Below are 18917 nucleotides of genomic sequence, written 5' to 3' on the forward strand. Positions count from 1 at the left end.
GGGTTTGAGGGTAAGAGAGTTATTTTATAGACACTTCTAACTTCTAGCCTCTAACTTCTAATTATCCTCCGACAAAATCACCTCCGTTAATATGAATGACTTCTCCCGTAATATAGCTTGCATCTTTGGAAGCAAGAAAAACATAAGCCGGTGCTACTTCTGATGGCTGACCAGCTCGTTTCAGCGGAGTATCTTTTCCAAATTGGGAAAGGTCATCAAAAGCTTCTTTTACAAGAGGTGTCCAAATAGGCCCCGGTGCAATTCCGTTCACCAGAATTTCCTTTTTCGCAAGGTTATCAGCCAATGAACGGATAAAAGACAAAACAGCTCCTTTTGTAGCTGCATAATCAATCAAGTGATCGCTTCCACGATACGCTGTGACAGAAGTTGTGCAGATAATCCGTCCTCCTTTTCCCATAATCGGAAGAAAATTTCTGGTGAAAGAAATCATGGAAATGATATTGGTATCAAATGTTTCCTGAATCTGTTCATCAGAGATTTTCTCCAGACTGCTTTTGGAAGTATGAATTCCTGCATTATTCACAAGAATATCAAGGCTTTTCCATTGGGTTTTGATTTTATTTGCACATTTTTCCCTGAAAGCTTTCCGGGTAAGGTCACCTTTGATCAAAAGGCACTTCTGTCCTTCTTTTTCAACCAGTTTTTGGGTTTCTTTGGCATCATCATCACTTTCTTTATAGATAATAGCGACATCAGCCCCTTCTCTGGCAAAATGAACAGCAACGGCCTGTCCTATGCCACTGTCTCCCCCGGAAATAACCGCTTTTTTATTTTGCAACTTCCGGCTTCCCCGATAATCGTTCCGAATAATTTCCGGAAATACCCCTTCTTTAGGGACTTTTGACTTAGATTGTGATTTGTTCTGTGTCTTCATAAGCAAATCTTTTCTCTAAATTACATCAAACAATACGCCGAAAAATATTTATGACTGATAAGCATCTTCCAGATCCTGGATGATAATTTTCTGCATTTTCATCATTGCCTGAACTACTTTATAAGCTTTTTCCTGATTAGAATCGTTCATTAACTGAATGAGTCTTTTAGGAACAATCTGCCAGCTCAATCCATATTTATCTTTCAGCCAGCCACACATACTTTCTCTGCCTCCGTCTGCTGTAAAGGTATTCCAATATCTGTCGGTTTGTTCCTGGTCATCGGTCATCACGACCAATGATATTCCTTCATTAAAATCAAATGGGTGGTCATAGGAATTATCCATACAGAATAAGCTGTAACCGTCAATCACAAAATGAGCATGCTGAACATTTTCTGCCGGTTCCGGAATATCATGTCCTTCACTTCCTGCTCCATAGGTTAATATGCTTCCTATGCTGGAATTTGGAAAAGTTCTGGTATAAAGCTCCATTGCTTCTTTTGCTTTCCCATTATTCTGATGGATAAACATCAGGGTAGGAACTATTTTCTGATCACTTGCTTTTTCGCCCAGAAACAACTGCCATGTTACTCCATATTTATCCTGAACCCATCCGTATTTTGGGCTCCATGAGTAAGATCCCAGTTCCATTAGCGCTATACCGCCATCCAGTAACTGATCCCAGTATTTTTGAACTTCCTCTTCTGTTTCACAGATCACCATGAAAGATATGGAAGGATTTTTTTTGAATTGAGGACCTCCGTTCAGAAGCATCAATCTTTGCCCAAACAAATCAATGTTCATCACCACAGGAGTATCTGCCGTAATTTCGCCTCCAAAAACTTTACAATAAAATTCGGCAGACTGCTTGGCGTCTCCATCATACCAGAGACATGGGAAAATATCTTTATTCATAATTTTACATTTTAATAAGGGGTGTATTTATACTTCTAGCTTCCTCATGAAGCAACCGCAAAAGATATCTTATGCCCTTGCATTTGAACGAAGTTATTCCGTTTATTGCAAGACATTCCAACAAGTTTTCGGTTACTTACTTATTATACTTCCTTAAAAGAGACCTGATTTTCCTGCATGTAATTCTTCAGTTTCATCATTGCATTTTTACCAAAACCATGAAGCTGCATAATTTCTTTCTCGGAATAATCTGAAAGTTTTTCCAAAGAATTTATTTTTTCTTTTTCTAAGGCTCTTCTTGCAGGTATTGCAATAACCCCATGAAGAAAATCTTCTGTAGGGTCATAATTAAAAGCATAAATGGAATTTAAACTCTTGGACATGATAACTAAATTGATCATGGCTACAAAAAATATTGTTAATGATTCTCAACATACTTATGGAAATTGTTCAAAATAGCATACCAGCCATCTCGCTGCATTTCCACAGAATTTTGTTTTTCCGGATCGAAAATTTCAATCACTTTCGTTGTATTTTCATCTATTTTATCGAAAATGACTTCTACTTTCCTTCCGTCTTCCATGTGGTATTTGATAACCTCATGAGGGATAATTTCATCATATACACCTTCAAAATCAAATCCGAAACTTTTGTCTTTAGCTTCCATTCTGTTTTTGAATTTGCCTCCTACTGTAAGGTTGTTTTCAGAACTAGGACACTGCCAGCTTTCGTGGGCGAAATTCCATTTTGTGATGTGTTTGGGTTCATTGAAATAATTCCAAACCTTTTCCACCGGTGCTAAAATTGTAATGTCTATTTTAATTGGATCCATAGTTCTAATTTTTTTATGTTTGAATAAAGAGCTGCCCAAAAATGAGCACCTCTTTATTATTATTAGTTAAATATAAGATTATTTTGCATATTCTTCATTATAGTTCACCATCCAATGAACACCATACTTATCCTGAAAGCAACCGAAATAATCTCCCCAAAACTGGTCTTCAATCGGCATTTCTACGTTTCCGCCGTCAGAAAGTTCTTTAAAGATTCTGTCTGCTTCATTTCTGGAGTCCGGGAAAACAGATACATAATTATTGTTTCCTACAGTAAGAGTCTGTCCGAATCCGGGTACAATATCCGATGCCATTAACAGGTCACCTCCGATAGGCAAAGCGATATGCATTACCCTGTTTTTTTCTTCTTCAGAAAGGTTTTCAGTACCGGGAGCATTTCCCATTTTATGAATTCCTCCAACGAATTCACCCCCGAAAACAGTTTTGTAAAAATTGAACGCTTCTTCAGCTGTTCCATCAAAATTTAGATACGGATTTAATTTAGCCATGATTTTTAATTTTAAAGTTATTATTATAAAATATAGGTTCTACTGCTGGTTCATTAAGAATTAATTAAGTTAATATGAATCGTAAAGACGGTTTCCATTACCGGAAGCCAGCTTGCCGTTCTTAAAGTCTTAATGATTTAAAAATTTTTCTACTTCGTTGACGGTAAAGTCTATTAAGTTTGTATCAATACTTCCGTCAAAGTCTGGCATCATATAAATACCATGAGTAGCGGGAAGTATTATAAGCCGGGAATCTTTCACCAGACGCCACATTGCTGCGGTATGCTCCGGTTTCATGACATCCTGGTCCCCACTGATGAACAATGTGGGAGATTGTATGGAAGTCAGTACTTCATCATCCCAGTCTTCAAAAGTCTGCATCCTTTTGCAGTCTTTCTCAAAAAGGTTTTCCAGTTTTGAAAAATCCGGATTGAGATTTAAAAAATTGATTTTGAAAGGTTCAGGCATTGATTCGAAAGTGGCATCCTGCATTCCTTCAAAAAAGCCGTCTATCATCCCGTTTTTTTTATAAAATGCTGAAGCAACAACTATTTTTTCAACAAGTCTGGGGTGCCGATGGGCGATCTGCATTACGGTACTTCCACCATTACTGAATCCCCAAAACGAAGCTTTTCCGATATTGAGTTCTGCTAAAAGTCCGGCAACATCGTCAGCATCCTGTTCAAAGGTTTCGGGAATATCGCGGTGCTCACTGCGTCCGTGGTTTTGCAGATCAATTCCTATAAGCTGGAATTTATCCTGCAATCTTACAATCACCTCTTTAAAATCGTACAGAATAGACGAGCCTCCGCCATGAATCAAAACCAAAGGTTTTCCTGATCCGTAGATTTCGTAATACAGTTGGATTCCATTGACTTTTTTATAGCCTTTTTCTACTGGATTCATTGTTAATAGGTAAGTTTTTCATCTACATCATACTTCATTCCCGGATAGTTCAAAATTCTACGCATCAGACCGATCTGCCCGCATAAATAGTCTTCACGGCCGATACACATTCCGGCAAAATTGAGTTTTGTTTCTTTGATGAAGGGGATATTCATTCCTATTTCAAATATTTCATCCAGTTCTTCATCCGTTACTTCATGAAGTCTTTGGTATACTTTAGCGGAAATGGCATGGAAATTTTCCTTCAGTTCAGTTAAAGTTGGATACTTAAAACTTTCATCCAAAGCTTTTCCCTGAAAAAACAATTCGCTGTAAGGATCTTCTTCCTGGAGTCCAAGCACCCAGCCTAAGCCGTAGCGCATGTTGACAAAGTTTCCAGCCATCCATACAATGTGATTGGTTTTATTTTCAATTCTTTTCAACGCATCTTCTTCCGAAATGCCGTCCAAAACATTCATAAAGCTTTGGGAATGCATTCTGTAAGCCGGAATAATGACTTCCATTTTTTTTGATTTTGGGGTGTTCATTGTAATTTTGATATTAGAAGTTAGAAATTAGAGGTTAGAATTTTGGAGAAACGCTAAGACGCTAAGGGTTTACCAACCATGCGTTTTTAAGGCGCGAGGATTTTATCTTCGATAAAATTGTACTATTCTAAAAATGCAATACTAATATGTCAGCGATATACTTGTCATTCCGAGCCAAGCAAGGAATCTAAAAATAGCATGCTATTTTATCGCCCCAGGTTTTCCTAAAATTCTGCGGAGATAGCCCAGCTGCCCGCTGTGGTAAATTTCATGAAGGCTTAAAGTGGATATATCTTTAACTGTTTCTGGCTGAAAACTTTCAATAGTATTGAGTTTTGCTTCCAGTTTGTCCTGAGACTGTTTCAAATAGGATTGTAAATCTTCAAAGCTTACCAGTTCATCTTTTCGATTTAAGGCAATTTCACCTCTGTTATAGAAGGAGAATTTTTCACTGTCCCAGACAGATTCTTCTCCTAAAATATTCAGTAAGGGATTTCTGATGTAGATCAAATGTCCCAGAACCCAGTTCATACAATTGGCTTCACCATTCGGAAAAATCATAGACTCTTCGTGGGAGATGCCGTCAATATTCATAGTAATCACATAATAGTTGCTGGCTACCTGATTTTTTATGATTTCTATATCGTTTGATTGTGTTTCCATGTGATTGGTATTTAAAGAAAAATAAAGAATTATTCTGTAGGAATTTGAGAGGCATCTCCATGCATCACTTCCCACTGATGGCCGTTGATATCTGCAAAACTGCTCTGATACATCCATCCGTAATCTACTGGTTCACTATATTTTGAACCTCCGTTTTCGATAGCTGTTTTTACCATATCATCTACCTCATCACGGCTGCTGACTCCAATAGCCAAAAGCACCTGTGTTGTATCTCCTTTAGCAAAAGGCCTGTTGGTAAAGGTTTGGAAAAACTCTTCTTTAAGAAACATCGTATAGATATGATTTTCTTTCATTGCAACACATATTGCTTTATCATCTGAAAACTGTTCATTGATAGAAAAGCCAAGCTTTGTCCAGAATTCTCTAGTTTTTTGAACGTCTTTTACGGGTAAATTGACGTAAATATCGGTAATGTTCATTTTGTAAATTTTAGTGGTGAATTGTACTCAAAATTACCAAGATGTGATAAGAATGAGCTTGCCATAAGACAAGATTTATTTGTTAAATTTCAGAAAAGTCTTGTTATCTGAAATGAAAACTATTCTGTTGGCATTTGCGATAGATCTGCAAAAGTAATATTCCAGCCATGTCCGTCAAGATCCCAGAAAGAATTCTGATACATCCATCCGTAATCCTGAGGTTCTTCATGCTGCCACGCCCCATTTTCTACCGCAGTGTTCACTATTTTGTCTACTTCTTCACGGCTGTTTAGTCCTACCGCAACAAGAACCTGACTGGTATTCTCTTTAGCCACAGGCTTATTGGTGAAGGTCATAAAATAATCTTCCTGCAAAAACATCGCATAGATGGTATCATTCAAAACAACGCAGGCTGCTTTATCATCAGAAAACTGTTCATTAATCGGGAAACCTACCCTGGTCCAGAAATCTTTTGTTTTCTGCACATCTTTTACCGGAAGGTTTACATAAATTTGATTGACTTTCATTTTTTGTAATTTTAGTATTAAACTGTTATCCAAAATTACCAAGGTGCAATGAAAATCAACTTGTCATAAGGCAAGATTTAAATTTTCTTAGGATGGGAAACGATTTCTTTACGAATACGACTCAAAGAAGTGTCCGTAACTCCCAGATAGGAAGCAATCTGTTTCAAGGGTGCAAATTGTATGACTTTAGGTTTCTGCTCCAGCAGATTAAGATATCTTTTGGTGGCAGAAAGGGTAAACATTTCTACCGACCTTTGTTTATAGGCAAAAAGCTCCTGAGACATCCATGATCTTCCCCATTCTCTGAGATTCGGGATTTTATGGAATAGCTCCTGAAAAGTATCATAATCCAGCCTCAAGCATTCGCAATCTGTAATACAAACGATATTTTCCTGGGAAGGTATTCTCTGAAACATTGATAAAACCTCAATAATCACTTCATTCTCCGTAAAAAAATGGGTGGTTACTTCATTCCCATTAAAATCATTCACATACGAACGTGCCAGCCCACTTTCCAGAATATAGTATTCATTGGCTGTTTTACCTTCTTCAAGAATGAAATCACCTTTTTGGAAGGATCTTTTTTCGTGAGCCTGAAATATCTCTTCAAGCTCTTCCTTGAAAAAAAATGGAAAGTCATAGCAGATTTCTAAGGCTTTACTGGTCATTGGTGTCAATTTTTTAAGACTTTAAAAATAAAATTTTTAATTGAATTAAGAGCAAAAAAAACATTAAACAGTGAATTGAATACTTTCACAGACCATCAGATACCATATTGAAATAAAAGGTATTTTAAACTTATTCTTTTTTTAAACAGTTATTTAAAACCACCCCGTCAAAAATTCTTTGAATTTTCACCATCCCTCCAAAGGATGGGAATGACTATTTGTTGATGATTGTGATCTTAGACTTTTAAAGGGAAAGAATTTTTAAAACAGAGAAAGCTGTATAGGTTTTGGAGGACTGGGTTTCTGAGCATCTCCAAATACAGTTTTCCCACCAAGACGCCATGAGTTTTGTCTTTCTTCTTCAATGACCTGCTGAATATCAAAATCCGGAGTGAAGTCTTTTTCTGCTTCGGTTATGATCTGATGAAGTTTATTTAAAGAGCTTAATTTATCAGAATTTCCCAGTTTGGACTTTTCTATTCCTTTTCTGAGAATGCTGATACTTTCATCATAGGTATTGATGGGAACAGGGAAAGGATGTCCGTCTTTACCTCCATGAGCAAAGGAAAACCTTGCAGGATCTGCAAATCTTGAAGGTGCTCCATGAATCACTTCACTTACCAAAGCCAAGGACTGCATGGTTCTGGGGCCTAATCCTTCCAGCATCAGCAAATCTTCAAAATTCTGAGGCTGCTGTTCCCGGGTTACATACAGAAGTGCTCCCAGACGTTTTAAATCTACATCTGAAGCCCGAACATCATGGTGGGCAGGAAGAATCAGTCTGGCGAAATCTTTCATCACTTCTGCTGAATCGGTATGGGAAATATCTAAAATTCCTTTTCTGTTTTCTGAAGCTTCGGTATCGGTAAGATTCAGAATTTTTCCTCTTGAAATACCATTAATTCCTGTGTGAGGTTTTTCTACAAATGATGTGATGTTTTCAGAATGCCAGTGATATCGTCTTGCTGTTCCGTCTGATTCATGCATTCCCTGCTGAATGACACTCCAGTTTCCGTTATCTGACAGGATGAAATTATGCAGATATAGTTGATAGCCATCCTGAATAGCCGTATTATCCACTTTTGCGGAAAGCTTGCTGGCTCTTACCAGCTCTGTTCCGTTGAGCCCTGTTTTATCGGCAATTCTTATCAGTTCTGACGGAGTTTCACGGGAAAATTTCCCTTTTCCGCCACAGATATAAAGTCCCAACGATTGTGAATTCGGATTAATGGAACGTTTCAATGCGCCCATAACGGAAGTGGTAATTCCTGAAGAATGCCAGTCCATCCCCATTACCGCTCCAAAGCTTTGAAACCAAAACGGATCTGCCAATCTGCGCAATACCTCATCTTTACCGTAATCCATCAGAATTACTTCAATAATAGAAAGTCCCAGAACAGACATACGCTCATACAGCCATGGCGGTACTTTGCCATAGTGAAGAGGTAAATCTGCTGTGCCTGAACGTTTCATTCTATTATTAAAATGTAAAGGTAAGTTATATTCATCTTACTATTTAATGATCCGGATCATTAATTGTGCCGTTGAATCAGCAACTAGTGGATAAGGCTTGTAAAAGAGAAGTTGATATCACGCATCTCCAATTCATTTTTACCTGACTCCAGCTGTGCTTCTCCGGCATAGATAAACATTTTTTGTTCGTAAGCTTCAACGGCTTCGGATATCGTTTGATAGGTTCCTTCAGTTAAATTCTCCGATAAAATTAAAGCATCCATCAGTCCGCTGTTCACTCCCTGTCCTGCAAAAGGAGGCATAAGATGAGCAGCATCCCCAATCAATGTTACAGGTAAAGGACGATGATTTTTCCAGAGTTTGTCTAATGGAATTTTCCTTGTCGGCAGTCCTACAAAAAAGGAAGTTGAAAGGAATAACTGTTGATACAGCTCATCCCATGAAGACAATCTTTCAGAAAGAAACTGACGGACCTGTTCTGTATTTTTAAAATCCAAATCACAGCCATCTTTCCATTCCTCAGGCTTTTTGAATATGACTCCATACGTCAAAGCTCCGTTATTAAATGGATTAGCCACCAATAAATTTCCTTCAAACGCGGCCATTGGTCTTTTTCCGTCACACCATTTAAAAAATTCAGGGCATGTCTTCTCGGGTTGAGGAATATCTCCCTGAATAATAAATGTTCCGGTTTCTTCCACTTCAGCATCTGTCACGTATTTTCTTACTCTGGACATTCCACCATTGGCACCAATAACAAGATCCGCAGTCACATCAGGTTTATCTTTAAAATGAAGCAGCCATTTTCCGTCATTTTCTTCCATTCCGGTAAAATTCATATCCCAGATTACGGTATGATCTGCCAGGCTGCCCAGTAACATTTCTCTTAAATGATTTCTGTTGATTTCCGGGTTGTCATATTGGTTTTCTGGTGTAATTTCCTTTGTAAAGAGTATGTTGCCCTGTTCATCAGCAATGTTGATTCCCATAGGCAATGCTGTGGCATAATATTGATTAAGCAGTCCAGCTTTTTCCATCGCTTTCTGCCCTGAGTCCTGATGAAGATCCAATGTACCGCCCCAGACTCTGGTCTGTGCATTCATATCTCTTTCATAAACATTGACTTCAACGCCTTTTTGCTGTAATAAGACCGCCATGGTTAAACCCACAGGGCCTGCGCCGATGATGGCTACTTTTTTATGATTCAGTACCATAATTTTGTGATGTATTTATTATGCCACAAAATTCAGGAATGCAATTGTATCATGCTTGTACAAATGCGACAAAATCATTGCTCATCGCTTGTTTTCTTTTTCTTGCTTCTCTTGCAAAAGCTGCAGGTGTAGAACCGCTGTATCGTTTAAATTCTCTGCTTAAGTGAGATTGATCAGTATATCCAAATTCCTGTGCAAGTGCCGCAATAGAAGTTTCAGGAGCATGCCATAAGCGGTTTCTGATCTGTTCAAAACGCATAATTCCGGAAACATCTTTTACAGTGTGTCCTGAAGACTGTTTGAATCTTCTTTCTAATGTCCGAACTGTTGTATGAGCAGAATCAGCAACCTGGTTTACTGGAATAACTCCGTAATTTTTTCTCATAGCCGCACCAGCTTTGAAAAGCAGACTGTCTATGGTAATCTGTGAGTGTAATTTCAGAAAATATTGTTCTACCTGAAAGATAGCATCCTCTATTTTCCCCTGAGTAATAAGGTCATTCAAGGCAGATTGAAGCTTTGCAACGGGATGTTCAAACCTATGAATTGCGTTTTCTGTTTTTTCTGATGAAAGTCCCAATATATCAAAAATAGCCCATGGAAAACACCTGATTCCGATGATTTCCAGTTGATTTTGAGCATAAAAAAGAGCAGGCTGATTGAGTAATCCCATGATAAACGGAGATGGTAAAGCCTGCAAAATTCCCTGATGAGAAATACTGCATCCGCTGCCAAAGTGAAAAATAATTTCAGCATAACCATCCGGCAGTACTGTAAATTCCGACAGTGCTTCTCCATAATCCCTTCTGTTATACCAAAAGCATTTTATGGTATCCTGAAGTTCTTCCGGGACTTCAAATTCCTGATGTATATTTGAAAACATAATTTACTAAAAATCAGTTATGTTGTTTGAACAAAATCAATCATGTGAATACAATGGCAGGTCTTTATGTTTTGCCTCATCATATTCTTCTTCGAAAGTGATTGTATTCCCAAAAGGATCAATTACCGTAAAGGATACAGCGCCATAAAACGTTTTTTCGAGTCCCGGGCGGTTGTATTTATATTTTTTTTCAATCAGCTCCTTATGATATTCCGGAACGCCTTCACCCCAGATCGACACCTTTGTTCCAGGTGTTCCATCCCCATGATGTTCACTTAAATGGAAAATGATATTCTCTTTTTTCACTTCCATATAAACGGGTGTATTTTCTTCGAAATAATGTTCCCATACAATCTCAAATCCCAGCCAGTCTACATAAAATTCTTTTGTTTTCTGATAATCGAAAATTCTTAGTACAGGAATAATCTTTTCTGCTTTCATTGGGAAATATTTTTATTGGTGTGACAGTATATTAATCAGTTTTTCAAATGGATCTTTAACAAAAAAACGGCGAACGCCCCATTCCTCATTGGTCAATTCATAAGCGATTTCAAAACCAGCATCTTTCATTTTACCATAGATTTCATCTACGTTATCCACTTCAATGGAGAAATCAGGAACTTCTGTATCGTTTCCTCCCTGTTCGGCAAAGCTGATCTGAACTTTTGCCTCTTCGTTATTACCCAATGTTTTGATCCATCCATGATCCATCAAAACGTCCAGTTCCAGAATATCCTGATAAAACTGATTGGCTCTGGAAAGATCATTTGTTTTGATATTGGCTACGATTCTTTTTACCATTCTGACTGATTTTTCATTAAAAAAAGCCTTGTGAAATTACATAAAATTTCACAAGGCTTTATAAATTATTGTAGTATATATTCTGTTAAATTGAAGAAGCTGCGTCTAAAATCAGCTGAGTAACTTCTTCGGGATGCGAAGCCAATGAAGCATGTCCTGCATCCAGAGAGATTATTTTCTTAGGCTCAAGACGTTCTGCCATTTCTTTTTCTGTTTCTGCAGGGATCATACGGTCCTGCAATGAAATCTGATACCAACTTGGGCGTGTTTTCCATGCAGGTTCACCCGCTACATCCCCAAAACATTGTCCGTGAATAGGTTTTTGTGATAATGACATTACCAATGCCTTTTCATCATCTAAATCCTGGCAGAAAGCAGATTTAAATTCGTCATATTTAATCCATAAAAAGCCTTTGTTATCAGGATAAATACTTGCTCCGCCCGGTGACTCCCTTCTCCCTAAAAGAGACCCAAGACTATCTCCCGCATCAGGTGCAAAAGCAGCAATATAAACAAGCCCTACTACTTTATCATGATGTCCAGCTCCTGAAATAACAGCACCCCCATAAGAATGTCCTACTAAAAGCACTTTCCCTTCCTGGGCATCAATAAGGTCTTTGGTCTTATTAATATCGTCCTGAAGCGAAGTTAATGGGTTCTGAACACTTCTTACTTTATACCCAGCTTTTGTCAATGAAGGGATAACGTATTGCCAGTGTGAACCGTCTCCCCATGCTCCGTGTACCAAAATAATGGTCAAATCTTTTTGTTCCATAATGATTGTGTTAGAATTTGATGATGATAAAGCTACAGCTTAAAACATGAGTGGACGTTAACTTAAGTTAATTAACAATCCGGCTTCTTATACGGCTGAGCGACTGCTCTGTTACACCAAGATAACTGGCAATATGTTTCTGGGCTATTTTCTGAAAGAGTGCAGGCTGTTTTTTGACCAGATTAAGGTATCTGTTTTCGGGGGAAAAACACAACAGATCATCAATCCGTTTCTTGGCATCCAGATAGATCTTTTCACTCATCATTCTCCCGAATTGCTGCCAGTACGCTTCTTTTTTATATAAATCCTGCAAACTATCTTTACTCAGCAGTAAAATTTCACAGTTTTCCAGCGCCTGAATATTCATATTAGATACAGTATCGCAGAGAATACTTTCATAATCCGTAAAAAATTCATTCTCAAAATAGAATCCGAAATTGATTTCGCGTCCCTGATCATTGATATAGAAACTTCTGATGGTTCCTCTTTTAATAAAGCCCAGATACTTGCATTTTTCCCCTTGTTTTAGAAAAAAATCAGATTTTAAAAGTTTTGTATCATGAAGTAAAGCGTAGAATTCTTCAAAGTGATCTGAATCTACCTGAAAAAGTTCTCCATATTTCTTATAATTGTTAGACGTCATTTGGTGTTTATTTGATTAGGTTTTATATTCAAAAAAAGCCTTGCAAAATTATTCACAAGGCTTTTCTACAAAAAATTATTTTATTATTTCAATGCGGCAAGAGCGGCATCGTAATTAGGCTCATTAGCAATTTCCGGAACCTGCTCCGTATATACTACTTTATTGTTTTCATCTGTTACAATCACAGCACGGCTCAATAATCCTTTCATAGGAGAATCTGTAATAGTCACTTCATAATCATCACCAAAGTTGCTTCTGAAATCTGAAAGTGTTTCCATATTATTCAAACCTTCAGCAGCACAGAATCTTCCTAATGCAAAAGGAAGGTCTTTAGAAACATTGATCACCACTGTATTATCAAGTTTTGAAGCTTCTTCATTAAATTTTCTGGAAGAAGCAGCGCAAGTAGGGGTATCAATACTTGGGAAAATATTGAATACTTTTTTCTTTCCTGCAAAAGTTTCAAGCGTTTTTACCGCTAATCCTGAATCTACCAGTGCAAAGTCTTTTACAGTAGTTCCTACAGATGGTAATGCTCCTATTGTGTGTACTTCGTTTCCTTTTAAAGTGATTGTCGTTGACATAATATTTATTTTTTTAGTTTTTCAAATTTAGTCAAAAAAGAAAATTTTCTCCGTTTTATTATGGTTAAATTAATCTTAAAGTGAAAATAAAACTCATTCGTCTGATCCTCAGTTTTCAAATAGAATTACTTATATGTTGATACTCTTAAAAAAACTAAGCTTTAGACGGCAAAAGTTCAATCGTTTAAAGTCTACCATTATTTTTAGAATTAATGACAACACATCCGGAAGCAATACAATTAGACAGATATAAAATTAAAGACAGAAAAGCCTCTTTTTTTTATGGAAATATCCCAAATAAAACAATGATATTTACTAAATTTGTGGGACTTAAAATTTCAAATAAAAAATAACAGTATAATGTCAGAAAAATCAAAAATCTATTACACACTTACTGATGAAGCTCCAATGCTGGCTACTCACTCGTTTTTACCTATCGTAAAAGCTTTCACAAAATCAGCAGATATCGAAATCGCAGTTCCGGATATTTCTTTGGCAGGAAGAATTTTAGCAAACTTCCCTGAGTTTTTAAAAGACGAACAGAAAATTGGTGATGCGTTGGCAGAACTAGGAGAATTGGCAACACAACCTGATGCTAATATCATTAAGTTACCTAACATTTCGGCTTCTGTACCTCAACTGGATGCAGCAATTGCTGAACTACAGGGGAAAGGTTTCGCAGTTCCAAATTATCCTGCAGAGCCTAAAAATGATGAAGAAAAAGCCATCAAAGCTAAATATGCTAAAGTATTAGGAAGTGCTGTAAACCCTGTGTTAAGAGAAGGAAACTCTGACAGACGTGCTCCAAAAGCTGTTAAAAACTATGCAAAGGCAAACCCTCACAGAATGGGCGACTGGGCATCTGACAGCAAAACTGACGTAGCTCACATGAACAATGGTGATTTCTACGGTACAGAAACTTCTACAACATTAGAAAATGCTACAAAATACAGAATCGTATTCAAAGGAAATGATGGTTCTGAATCTGTATTAAAAGATTTCGCAGGTCTTCAGGCTGGTGAAGTAATTGATTCTTCAGTAATGAACTTAAATGCATTAAGAGTATTTGTTCAGGAGGCAATTGAGGAGGCTAAGAAAAGAAATGTACTTCTTTCTGCTCACCTTAAAGCGACAATGATGAAAATCTCCGACCCAATTATTTTCGGGGCTATCGTTGAGACTTTCTTCAAAGAAGTATTTACTAAATATGCTGAGACTTTCAAATCTTTAGATATCAATCCAAACAATGGTCTTGCTGACCTTTTTGACAAAATCAAAGGAAATGCTCAGGAAGCTGACATCAAAGCTGATATTGAAAAAGCTTTAGCTGAAGGACCTAGAGTGGCAATGGTAAATTCTGACAAAGGAATTACTAACTTCCACGTACCTTCTGATATTATCGTTGACGCATCTATGGCTGCTCTTGTAAGAGGCGGAGGTAAAATGTGGAACAAAGAAGGAAATGAGGAAGATACCGTTTGTATCATTCCAGACCGTTCTTACGCAGGTTTCTACCAGTCTGTAATTGACGATATGAAAGCGTACGGAAAATTAGACCCTACAACAATGGGATCTGTTCCAAACGTAGGTTTAATGGCTCAGAAAGCTGAAGAATATGGTTCTCACGATAAAACTTTCCAATTAACGGCTGACGGAACTGTAGAAGTTCAGGATGAAGCTGGAAACGTTCTTCTTTCTCAGAAAGTAGAAAAAGACGATATCTTCAGAATGTGCCAGACTAAAGATGCGCCTATCCAGGACTGGGTAAAACTAGCGGTAAACAGATCAAGATTATCTGATACGCCTGCTATCTTCTGGTTAGATAAAGGAAGAGCTCACGACAGAGAGATCATCAAAAAGGTAGAAAAATATCTTGCTGATCATGATACAGCAGGTCTTGACATCAGAATCCTTGATGTAAAAGATGCTATGACTGAAACATTGAAGAGAGCAAGAGAAGGTAAAGACACAATCTCTGTTTCAGGAAACGTATTGAGAGATTACTTAACAGATCTTTTCCCAATTCTTGAGCTTGGTACTTCTGCAAAAATGCTTTCTATCGTTCCATTAATGAATGGTGGTGGTTTATTTGAAACTGGTGCCGGAGGTTCTGCTCCAAAACACGTTGAGCAATTCCTGGAAGAAGGATACTTAAGATGGGATTCTCTAGGTGAATTCTTAGCTCTTCAGGCTTCTTTAGAGCACTTGGCACAGACTCAGGGAAATACAAAATCTCAGGTTTTAGCTGATGCATTGGATGAAGCAAATGCTAAGTTCTTGGCAACAGATAAATCTCCTGCAAGAAAAGTAGGTCAGATTGACAACAGAGGTTCTCACTTCTATTTGGCAATGTATTGGGCTGAAGCACTGGCTAACCAGACAGCTGATGCTGAATTAGCAGCTCAGTTTGCTCCGGTTGCACAGGCAATGCAGGAAAATGAAGAAGTAATCAATGCTGAATTAATCGGTGCTCAGGGTAAACCTCAGAACATTGAAGGATACTACAAAACTGATACGTATAAAACGTATGCAGCCATGAGACCTAGTACAGTTTTAAATGAAATCATTGACGGAATCTAATTTTCGTTCTGATATACAATTAAAAGCTCCTTTTTTAAAGGGGCTTTTTTTATGGATATCATCTCCATGTTAAAACCACCCCGTCAAAAATTCTTTGAATTTTTGCCACCCCTCCGAAGGAGGGGAATACTGAACACATACTTACTCATCAAAGTCCAGCGCGTCCCTAATCCCTAATCCCTAATCCCTAATCCCTAATCCCTAATCCCTACAACCCGCTACCTAACATCCGCTACCTATCCTCCACAATCACTCTCCTATGCGCTCTCCCCCAGTTGATCATTTCCTGAATGATATTTCCGAAGGTGCGGCAATATTCTGTGGGTTCATATTCTATCAGAACAGGTGTTTCCGGATAAACGGTGCGTTTTACCAGCTTATTCAGTTCCATATCTTTCAGTTCTTTTGAAAGCATTCTGGTGGTAATTCCGGGAATACTGCGTTCAATTTCCCTGAAACGTCTGTTTCCGTTACAAAGTGAGTTGATTACAGGAATTCGCCATTTCCCTCCAATAAAATAAAGGGTGTCCTGCAGTGCTCTAAGTTCTTCGTTTTGATCTCTTTCCATAGCTGCAAAGTTAAGTGATATCACCAATGATATTGGTATACTATGTGATACTGATTACAAAAGTATACCATTTTGAGATAACTTTGTCAAAAATTTTACAATGAAAAAATTCAGTAATAAAGTAGCTCTTGTAACAGGAGGAAACAGTGGAATCGGATTCGCTGCGGCAAAAGAACTTATTTCAGAAGGAGCAACGGTCCTCATCACCGGAAGACGGAAAGAAGCTGTAGAAAAAGCGGCTCAGGAACTTGGAGCCATTCCATTCATTGCAGATCAGGCTAACCTTGATGATATTGATCTGCTGAAAAGAGAAGTAGAAAAAAAGTTTGGTAAAATAGATATTCTGTTCATCAATGCAGGCATTACCGGAAGTCTGACTCCTATTGAAAACATGGATGTCGAAAATTTTGATCAGGTAATGAATATTAATTTCAGAGGTGCTTATTTTACGTTAAGCAAATTCATTCCTTTATTGAACGACGGTGCTTCTGTCATATTCTTATCATCTATTGTGGCTTCTACCTATAAACCCAACAGTTCAGCGTATCAGGCAAGCAAAGCCGCATTGAATTCCATTGCAAAAACGGCAGCAGCAGAATTAGCACCGAGAAAAATCAGAGTGAATATGATAAGCCCCGGCCCTATAAAAACTGAGATCATGAGCAAGGCTGGACTGGATGAGGAAACGTTAAAAAATATTCAAAATCATCTCATTGATCAGATTCCATTGAAAAAAATGGGAGCAGCTGAAGAAATTGCCAAACTGGTTACCTATTTGTCAGATGATCAGATCTCAAGTTATGTCACCGGAACCGAAATTGTGATAGACGGCGGTATTACTTTGTAAATAACAGATTTAATCAAATCCCGGTCATTGTGTTACCGGGATTTTTCTTGTGTATTTTCGGAGTCAAAAATTCAGGATTCGCCTTTTGATTTGTCCGGATCAGCCTGTTTTCCGTTTCACAGGAGGTGCTGTCCACCTACTTTTGAACCAGAAAATAAAAACAATACTCATTATGGATACCGTAAAGAAAAAAAGAAATCCCATTGCCATAGTATTTCTGGCTATATTAGGAATCTTCGGAGGATTGCAGCTATTCAGCAAACCTTTGGAAGGGAAACCGGTTACAGGAAAAATTGAAGCACCAAGGGAAGTGATCAGTATTCTTGAAAACTCATGCTTTAGCTGTCATTCCAACCAGCAAAATTTAAGTTGGTATGATAAAATTGCTCCTGTTTCCTGGGCCGTCAATAAAGATATTAAAAGAGCCAGAGAAGTCCTGAACTTTTCAGAATGGGGAAAATCTCCTGCTGAAAATCAGGGAAAAATGTACGCCATTCTCAATATGATGCAAAGCGGAAAAATGCCTCTTCATGAATATACTCTTCTTCATCCTTCGGCTAAAATCACTCAAAAAGATATTGAAACCATTAAAAAATATACCCTTTCATTATCCTCAGTAAGTCCATCGGCTCAAAAAAGTACTGAAACCCCTCAAACCTCATCCATCGTACCCATGCCGGCATCAACAAAATTTCCGGTCTCTCCCAATGGAGTTCAATACACTCCTGATTTTAAAAACTGGAAAGTGATAAGTATGAGTACGCTCTTTGACCATTCTATCCGTGTCATTTATGGAAATGATATTGCTGTAAAAGCTGTGGAAACAGAAAACTTTCACCCATGGCCAGACGGAAGTATCGTCGTAAAATCTGTATGGACGCAACAGGAAATGCCTGATGGAGAAATCAGACCCGGAAAATTTGTCAATGCACAGTTTATGGTAAAAGATTCCAGACAGTATAAAGATACTGAGGGTTGGGGGTTTGCAAAATTCTCAGGAAACGACCTCCATCCAACCGGAAAAACAGCTTCTTTCGCCAAAGAATCCTGTATTGCCTGCCATAGACAATTAGCAGAAAAAACAGGTTATCTTTTTGATGTTCCCATGAAAGTAAATACCCAAAGATTAATCCAAAATTTACAGAAAAAATGAAAAATACAATCCTGATCTTACTGGTAAGCCTTATTTCACTTACCGCCTGCAGCAAAGAAAATAGTGATACAAATAATGGACTTTCAAGGGTTGTTTTTGACCCGGGCCAACTCAAATTCATTTCCAGTTCTTTAAATCCTAAGAAAGAAACGATGTCTGCTTTATACGGAAATGAAAAAGCACTGGAATCTTTATCAAAGGAAACTCAAAAACCGGAAGCGGGTACCGTTATGAAACTGGTTACCTGGAAATATCATGAAAATCCTCAATATATTGGCGGAACAATCACCGGAGAATTATTAAGTATTGAAACTGTTCAGGCTGATCATCTTGGAAATATTTCTTATGAAATTAAAAACGATCCGGCAAAAAGTACTTCTCCTGATAAAGAAGGAAGAATACAGTATTTTATGAGCTACCGACCAGTCAGCAGACCTTAATAAAAGTAACCATAGGGTAACTTTTTGTAAATCCTGAATTTTGCCTTTTAATAATGATCGTACTCTGTAAATG

24 protein-coding genes are annotated in these 18917 nt (G+C 37.8%); 4 read left to right on the plus strand and 20 right to left on the minus strand.

Features of this window, described 5'->3' with window-relative positions:
* Positions 1-61: 61 nt before the first annotated feature.
* The 19 genes from CQ022_RS06185 to tpx form a co-directional block, all read right to left on the minus strand.
* The gene (locus tag CQ022_RS06185; RefSeq protein ID WP_105681856.1) at positions 62-895 is read right to left on the minus strand and encodes an SDR family oxidoreductase; all 834 of its coding nucleotides are present in this window, start codon (positions 893-895) and stop codon (positions 62-64) included.
* A 48-nt stretch (positions 896-943) separates the two neighbouring features.
* On the minus strand, positions 944-1810 hold the full coding sequence (locus tag CQ022_RS06190; protein WP_105681855.1) for a VOC family protein: 867 nt from the start codon (positions 1808-1810) through the stop codon (positions 944-946).
* 143 nt (positions 1811-1953) lie between these two features.
* Complete coding sequence (locus CQ022_RS06195) at positions 1954-2193, minus strand: hypothetical protein (protein ID WP_228421573.1); 240 nt, start codon at positions 2191-2193, stop codon at positions 1954-1956.
* A 35-nt stretch (positions 2194-2228) separates the two neighbouring features.
* Complete coding sequence (locus CQ022_RS06200) at positions 2229-2642, minus strand: SRPBCC family protein (protein ID WP_105681854.1); 414 nt, start codon at positions 2640-2642, stop codon at positions 2229-2231.
* A 78-nt stretch (positions 2643-2720) separates the two neighbouring features.
* Positions 2721-3152 (minus strand): VOC family protein, encoded by a 432-nt coding sequence (locus tag CQ022_RS06205; RefSeq protein WP_105681853.1) that lies wholly within the window; start codon positions 3150-3152, stop codon positions 2721-2723.
* A 129-nt stretch (positions 3153-3281) separates the two neighbouring features.
* Positions 3282-4058, minus strand: coding sequence for an alpha/beta fold hydrolase (locus CQ022_RS06210; RefSeq protein ID WP_105681852.1), 777 nt, complete (start codon positions 4056-4058; stop codon positions 3282-3284).
* 2 nt (positions 4059-4060) lie between these two features.
* Positions 4061-4561, minus strand: a complete 501-nt coding sequence (locus tag CQ022_RS06215; protein WP_228421571.1) for a DinB family protein — start codon at positions 4559-4561, stop codon at positions 4061-4063.
* Between the two features lie 225 nt (positions 4562-4786).
* Complete coding sequence (locus CQ022_RS06220) at positions 4787-5248, minus strand: hypothetical protein (protein ID WP_105681850.1); 462 nt, start codon at positions 5246-5248, stop codon at positions 4787-4789.
* A 29-nt stretch (positions 5249-5277) separates the two neighbouring features.
* Positions 5278-5688 carry a VOC family protein gene (locus tag CQ022_RS06225; RefSeq protein ID WP_105681849.1) on the minus strand — a complete coding sequence of 137 codons (411 nt, stop codon included), beginning with the start codon at positions 5686-5688 and terminating at the stop codon, positions 5278-5280.
* Positions 5689-5807: 119 nt separating this feature from the next.
* On the minus strand, positions 5808-6215 hold the full coding sequence (locus tag CQ022_RS06230; RefSeq protein WP_105681848.1) for a VOC family protein: 408 nt from the start codon (positions 6213-6215) through the stop codon (positions 5808-5810).
* A 77-nt stretch (positions 6216-6292) separates the two neighbouring features.
* The gene (locus tag CQ022_RS06235; RefSeq protein ID WP_105681847.1) at positions 6293-6883 is read right to left on the minus strand and encodes a Crp/Fnr family transcriptional regulator; all 591 of its coding nucleotides are present in this window, start codon (positions 6881-6883) and stop codon (positions 6293-6295) included.
* Positions 6884-7144: 261 nt separating this feature from the next.
* Positions 7145-8356 (minus strand): DUF763 domain-containing protein, encoded by a 1212-nt coding sequence (locus CQ022_RS06240; protein ID WP_105681846.1) that lies wholly within the window; start codon positions 8354-8356, stop codon positions 7145-7147.
* Between the two features lie 83 nt (positions 8357-8439).
* Positions 8440-9570, minus strand: coding sequence for an FAD-dependent oxidoreductase (locus CQ022_RS06245; protein ID WP_105681845.1), 1131 nt, complete (start codon positions 9568-9570; stop codon positions 8440-8442).
* Positions 9571-9619: 49 nt separating this feature from the next.
* Positions 9620-10453 (minus strand): helix-turn-helix domain-containing protein, encoded by an 834-nt coding sequence (locus tag CQ022_RS06250; RefSeq protein WP_105681844.1) that lies wholly within the window; start codon positions 10451-10453, stop codon positions 9620-9622.
* Positions 10454-10489: 36 nt separating this feature from the next.
* A complete protein-coding gene (locus tag CQ022_RS06255) occupies positions 10490-10894 on the minus strand; it encodes a glyoxalase superfamily protein (protein ID WP_105681843.1) in 405 nt (134 codons plus the stop codon).
* Positions 10895-10906: 12 nt separating this feature from the next.
* Positions 10907-11254, minus strand: coding sequence for a VOC family protein (locus tag CQ022_RS06260; protein WP_105681842.1), 348 nt, complete (start codon positions 11252-11254; stop codon positions 10907-10909).
* 85 nt (positions 11255-11339) lie between these two features.
* Positions 11340-12029, minus strand: coding sequence for an alpha/beta hydrolase (locus tag CQ022_RS06265; protein ID WP_105681841.1), 690 nt, complete (start codon positions 12027-12029; stop codon positions 11340-11342).
* Positions 12030-12096: 67 nt separating this feature from the next.
* Positions 12097-12672, minus strand: coding sequence for a Crp/Fnr family transcriptional regulator (locus CQ022_RS06270; protein ID WP_105681840.1), 576 nt, complete (start codon positions 12670-12672; stop codon positions 12097-12099).
* An 83-nt stretch (positions 12673-12755) separates the two neighbouring features.
* Positions 12756-13256 (minus strand): thiol peroxidase, encoded by a 501-nt coding sequence (gene tpx, locus CQ022_RS06275; protein ID WP_105681839.1) that lies wholly within the window; start codon positions 13254-13256, stop codon positions 12756-12758.
* A 360-nt stretch (positions 13257-13616) separates the two neighbouring features.
* Here tpx and CQ022_RS06280 point away from each other — a divergent pair, with 360 nt between their 5' ends.
* Positions 13617-15836, plus strand: coding sequence for an NADP-dependent isocitrate dehydrogenase (locus CQ022_RS06280; protein WP_105681838.1), 2220 nt, complete (start codon positions 13617-13619; stop codon positions 15834-15836).
* A gap of 232 nt (positions 15837-16068) precedes the next feature.
* Here CQ022_RS06280 and CQ022_RS06285 read toward each other — a convergent pair whose 3' ends face one another.
* The gene (locus CQ022_RS06285; RefSeq protein WP_105681837.1) at positions 16069-16404 is read right to left on the minus strand and encodes a winged helix-turn-helix transcriptional regulator; all 336 of its coding nucleotides are present in this window, start codon (positions 16402-16404) and stop codon (positions 16069-16071) included.
* Positions 16405-16504: 100 nt separating this feature from the next.
* On the opposite strand from CQ022_RS06285, the gene CQ022_RS06290 reads away from it, so the two are divergent.
* The 3 genes from CQ022_RS06290 (at position 16505) to CQ022_RS06300 (ending at position 18844) form a co-directional block, all read left to right on the plus strand.
* Positions 16505-17251, plus strand: a complete 747-nt coding sequence (locus CQ022_RS06290; RefSeq protein ID WP_165791630.1) for an SDR family oxidoreductase — start codon at positions 16505-16507, stop codon at positions 17249-17251.
* Positions 17252-17423: 172 nt separating this feature from the next.
* Positions 17424-18404 (plus strand): heme-binding domain-containing protein, encoded by a 981-nt coding sequence (locus CQ022_RS06295; RefSeq protein WP_105681836.1) that lies wholly within the window; start codon positions 17424-17426, stop codon positions 18402-18404.
* The gene (locus CQ022_RS06300) at positions 18401-18844 is read left to right on the plus strand and encodes a hypothetical protein (protein ID WP_105681835.1); all 444 of its coding nucleotides are present in this window, start codon (positions 18401-18403) and stop codon (positions 18842-18844) included. Before CQ022_RS06295 ends, CQ022_RS06300 begins: the two co-directional genes overlap by 4 nt.
* The last annotated feature ends 73 nt before the right edge of the window (positions 18845-18917 follow it).

This window comes from Chryseobacterium culicis, from assembly GCF_002979755.1.
GTDB classification, from domain to species: Bacteria; Bacteroidota; Bacteroidia; order Flavobacteriales; family Weeksellaceae; genus Chryseobacterium; species Chryseobacterium culicis_A.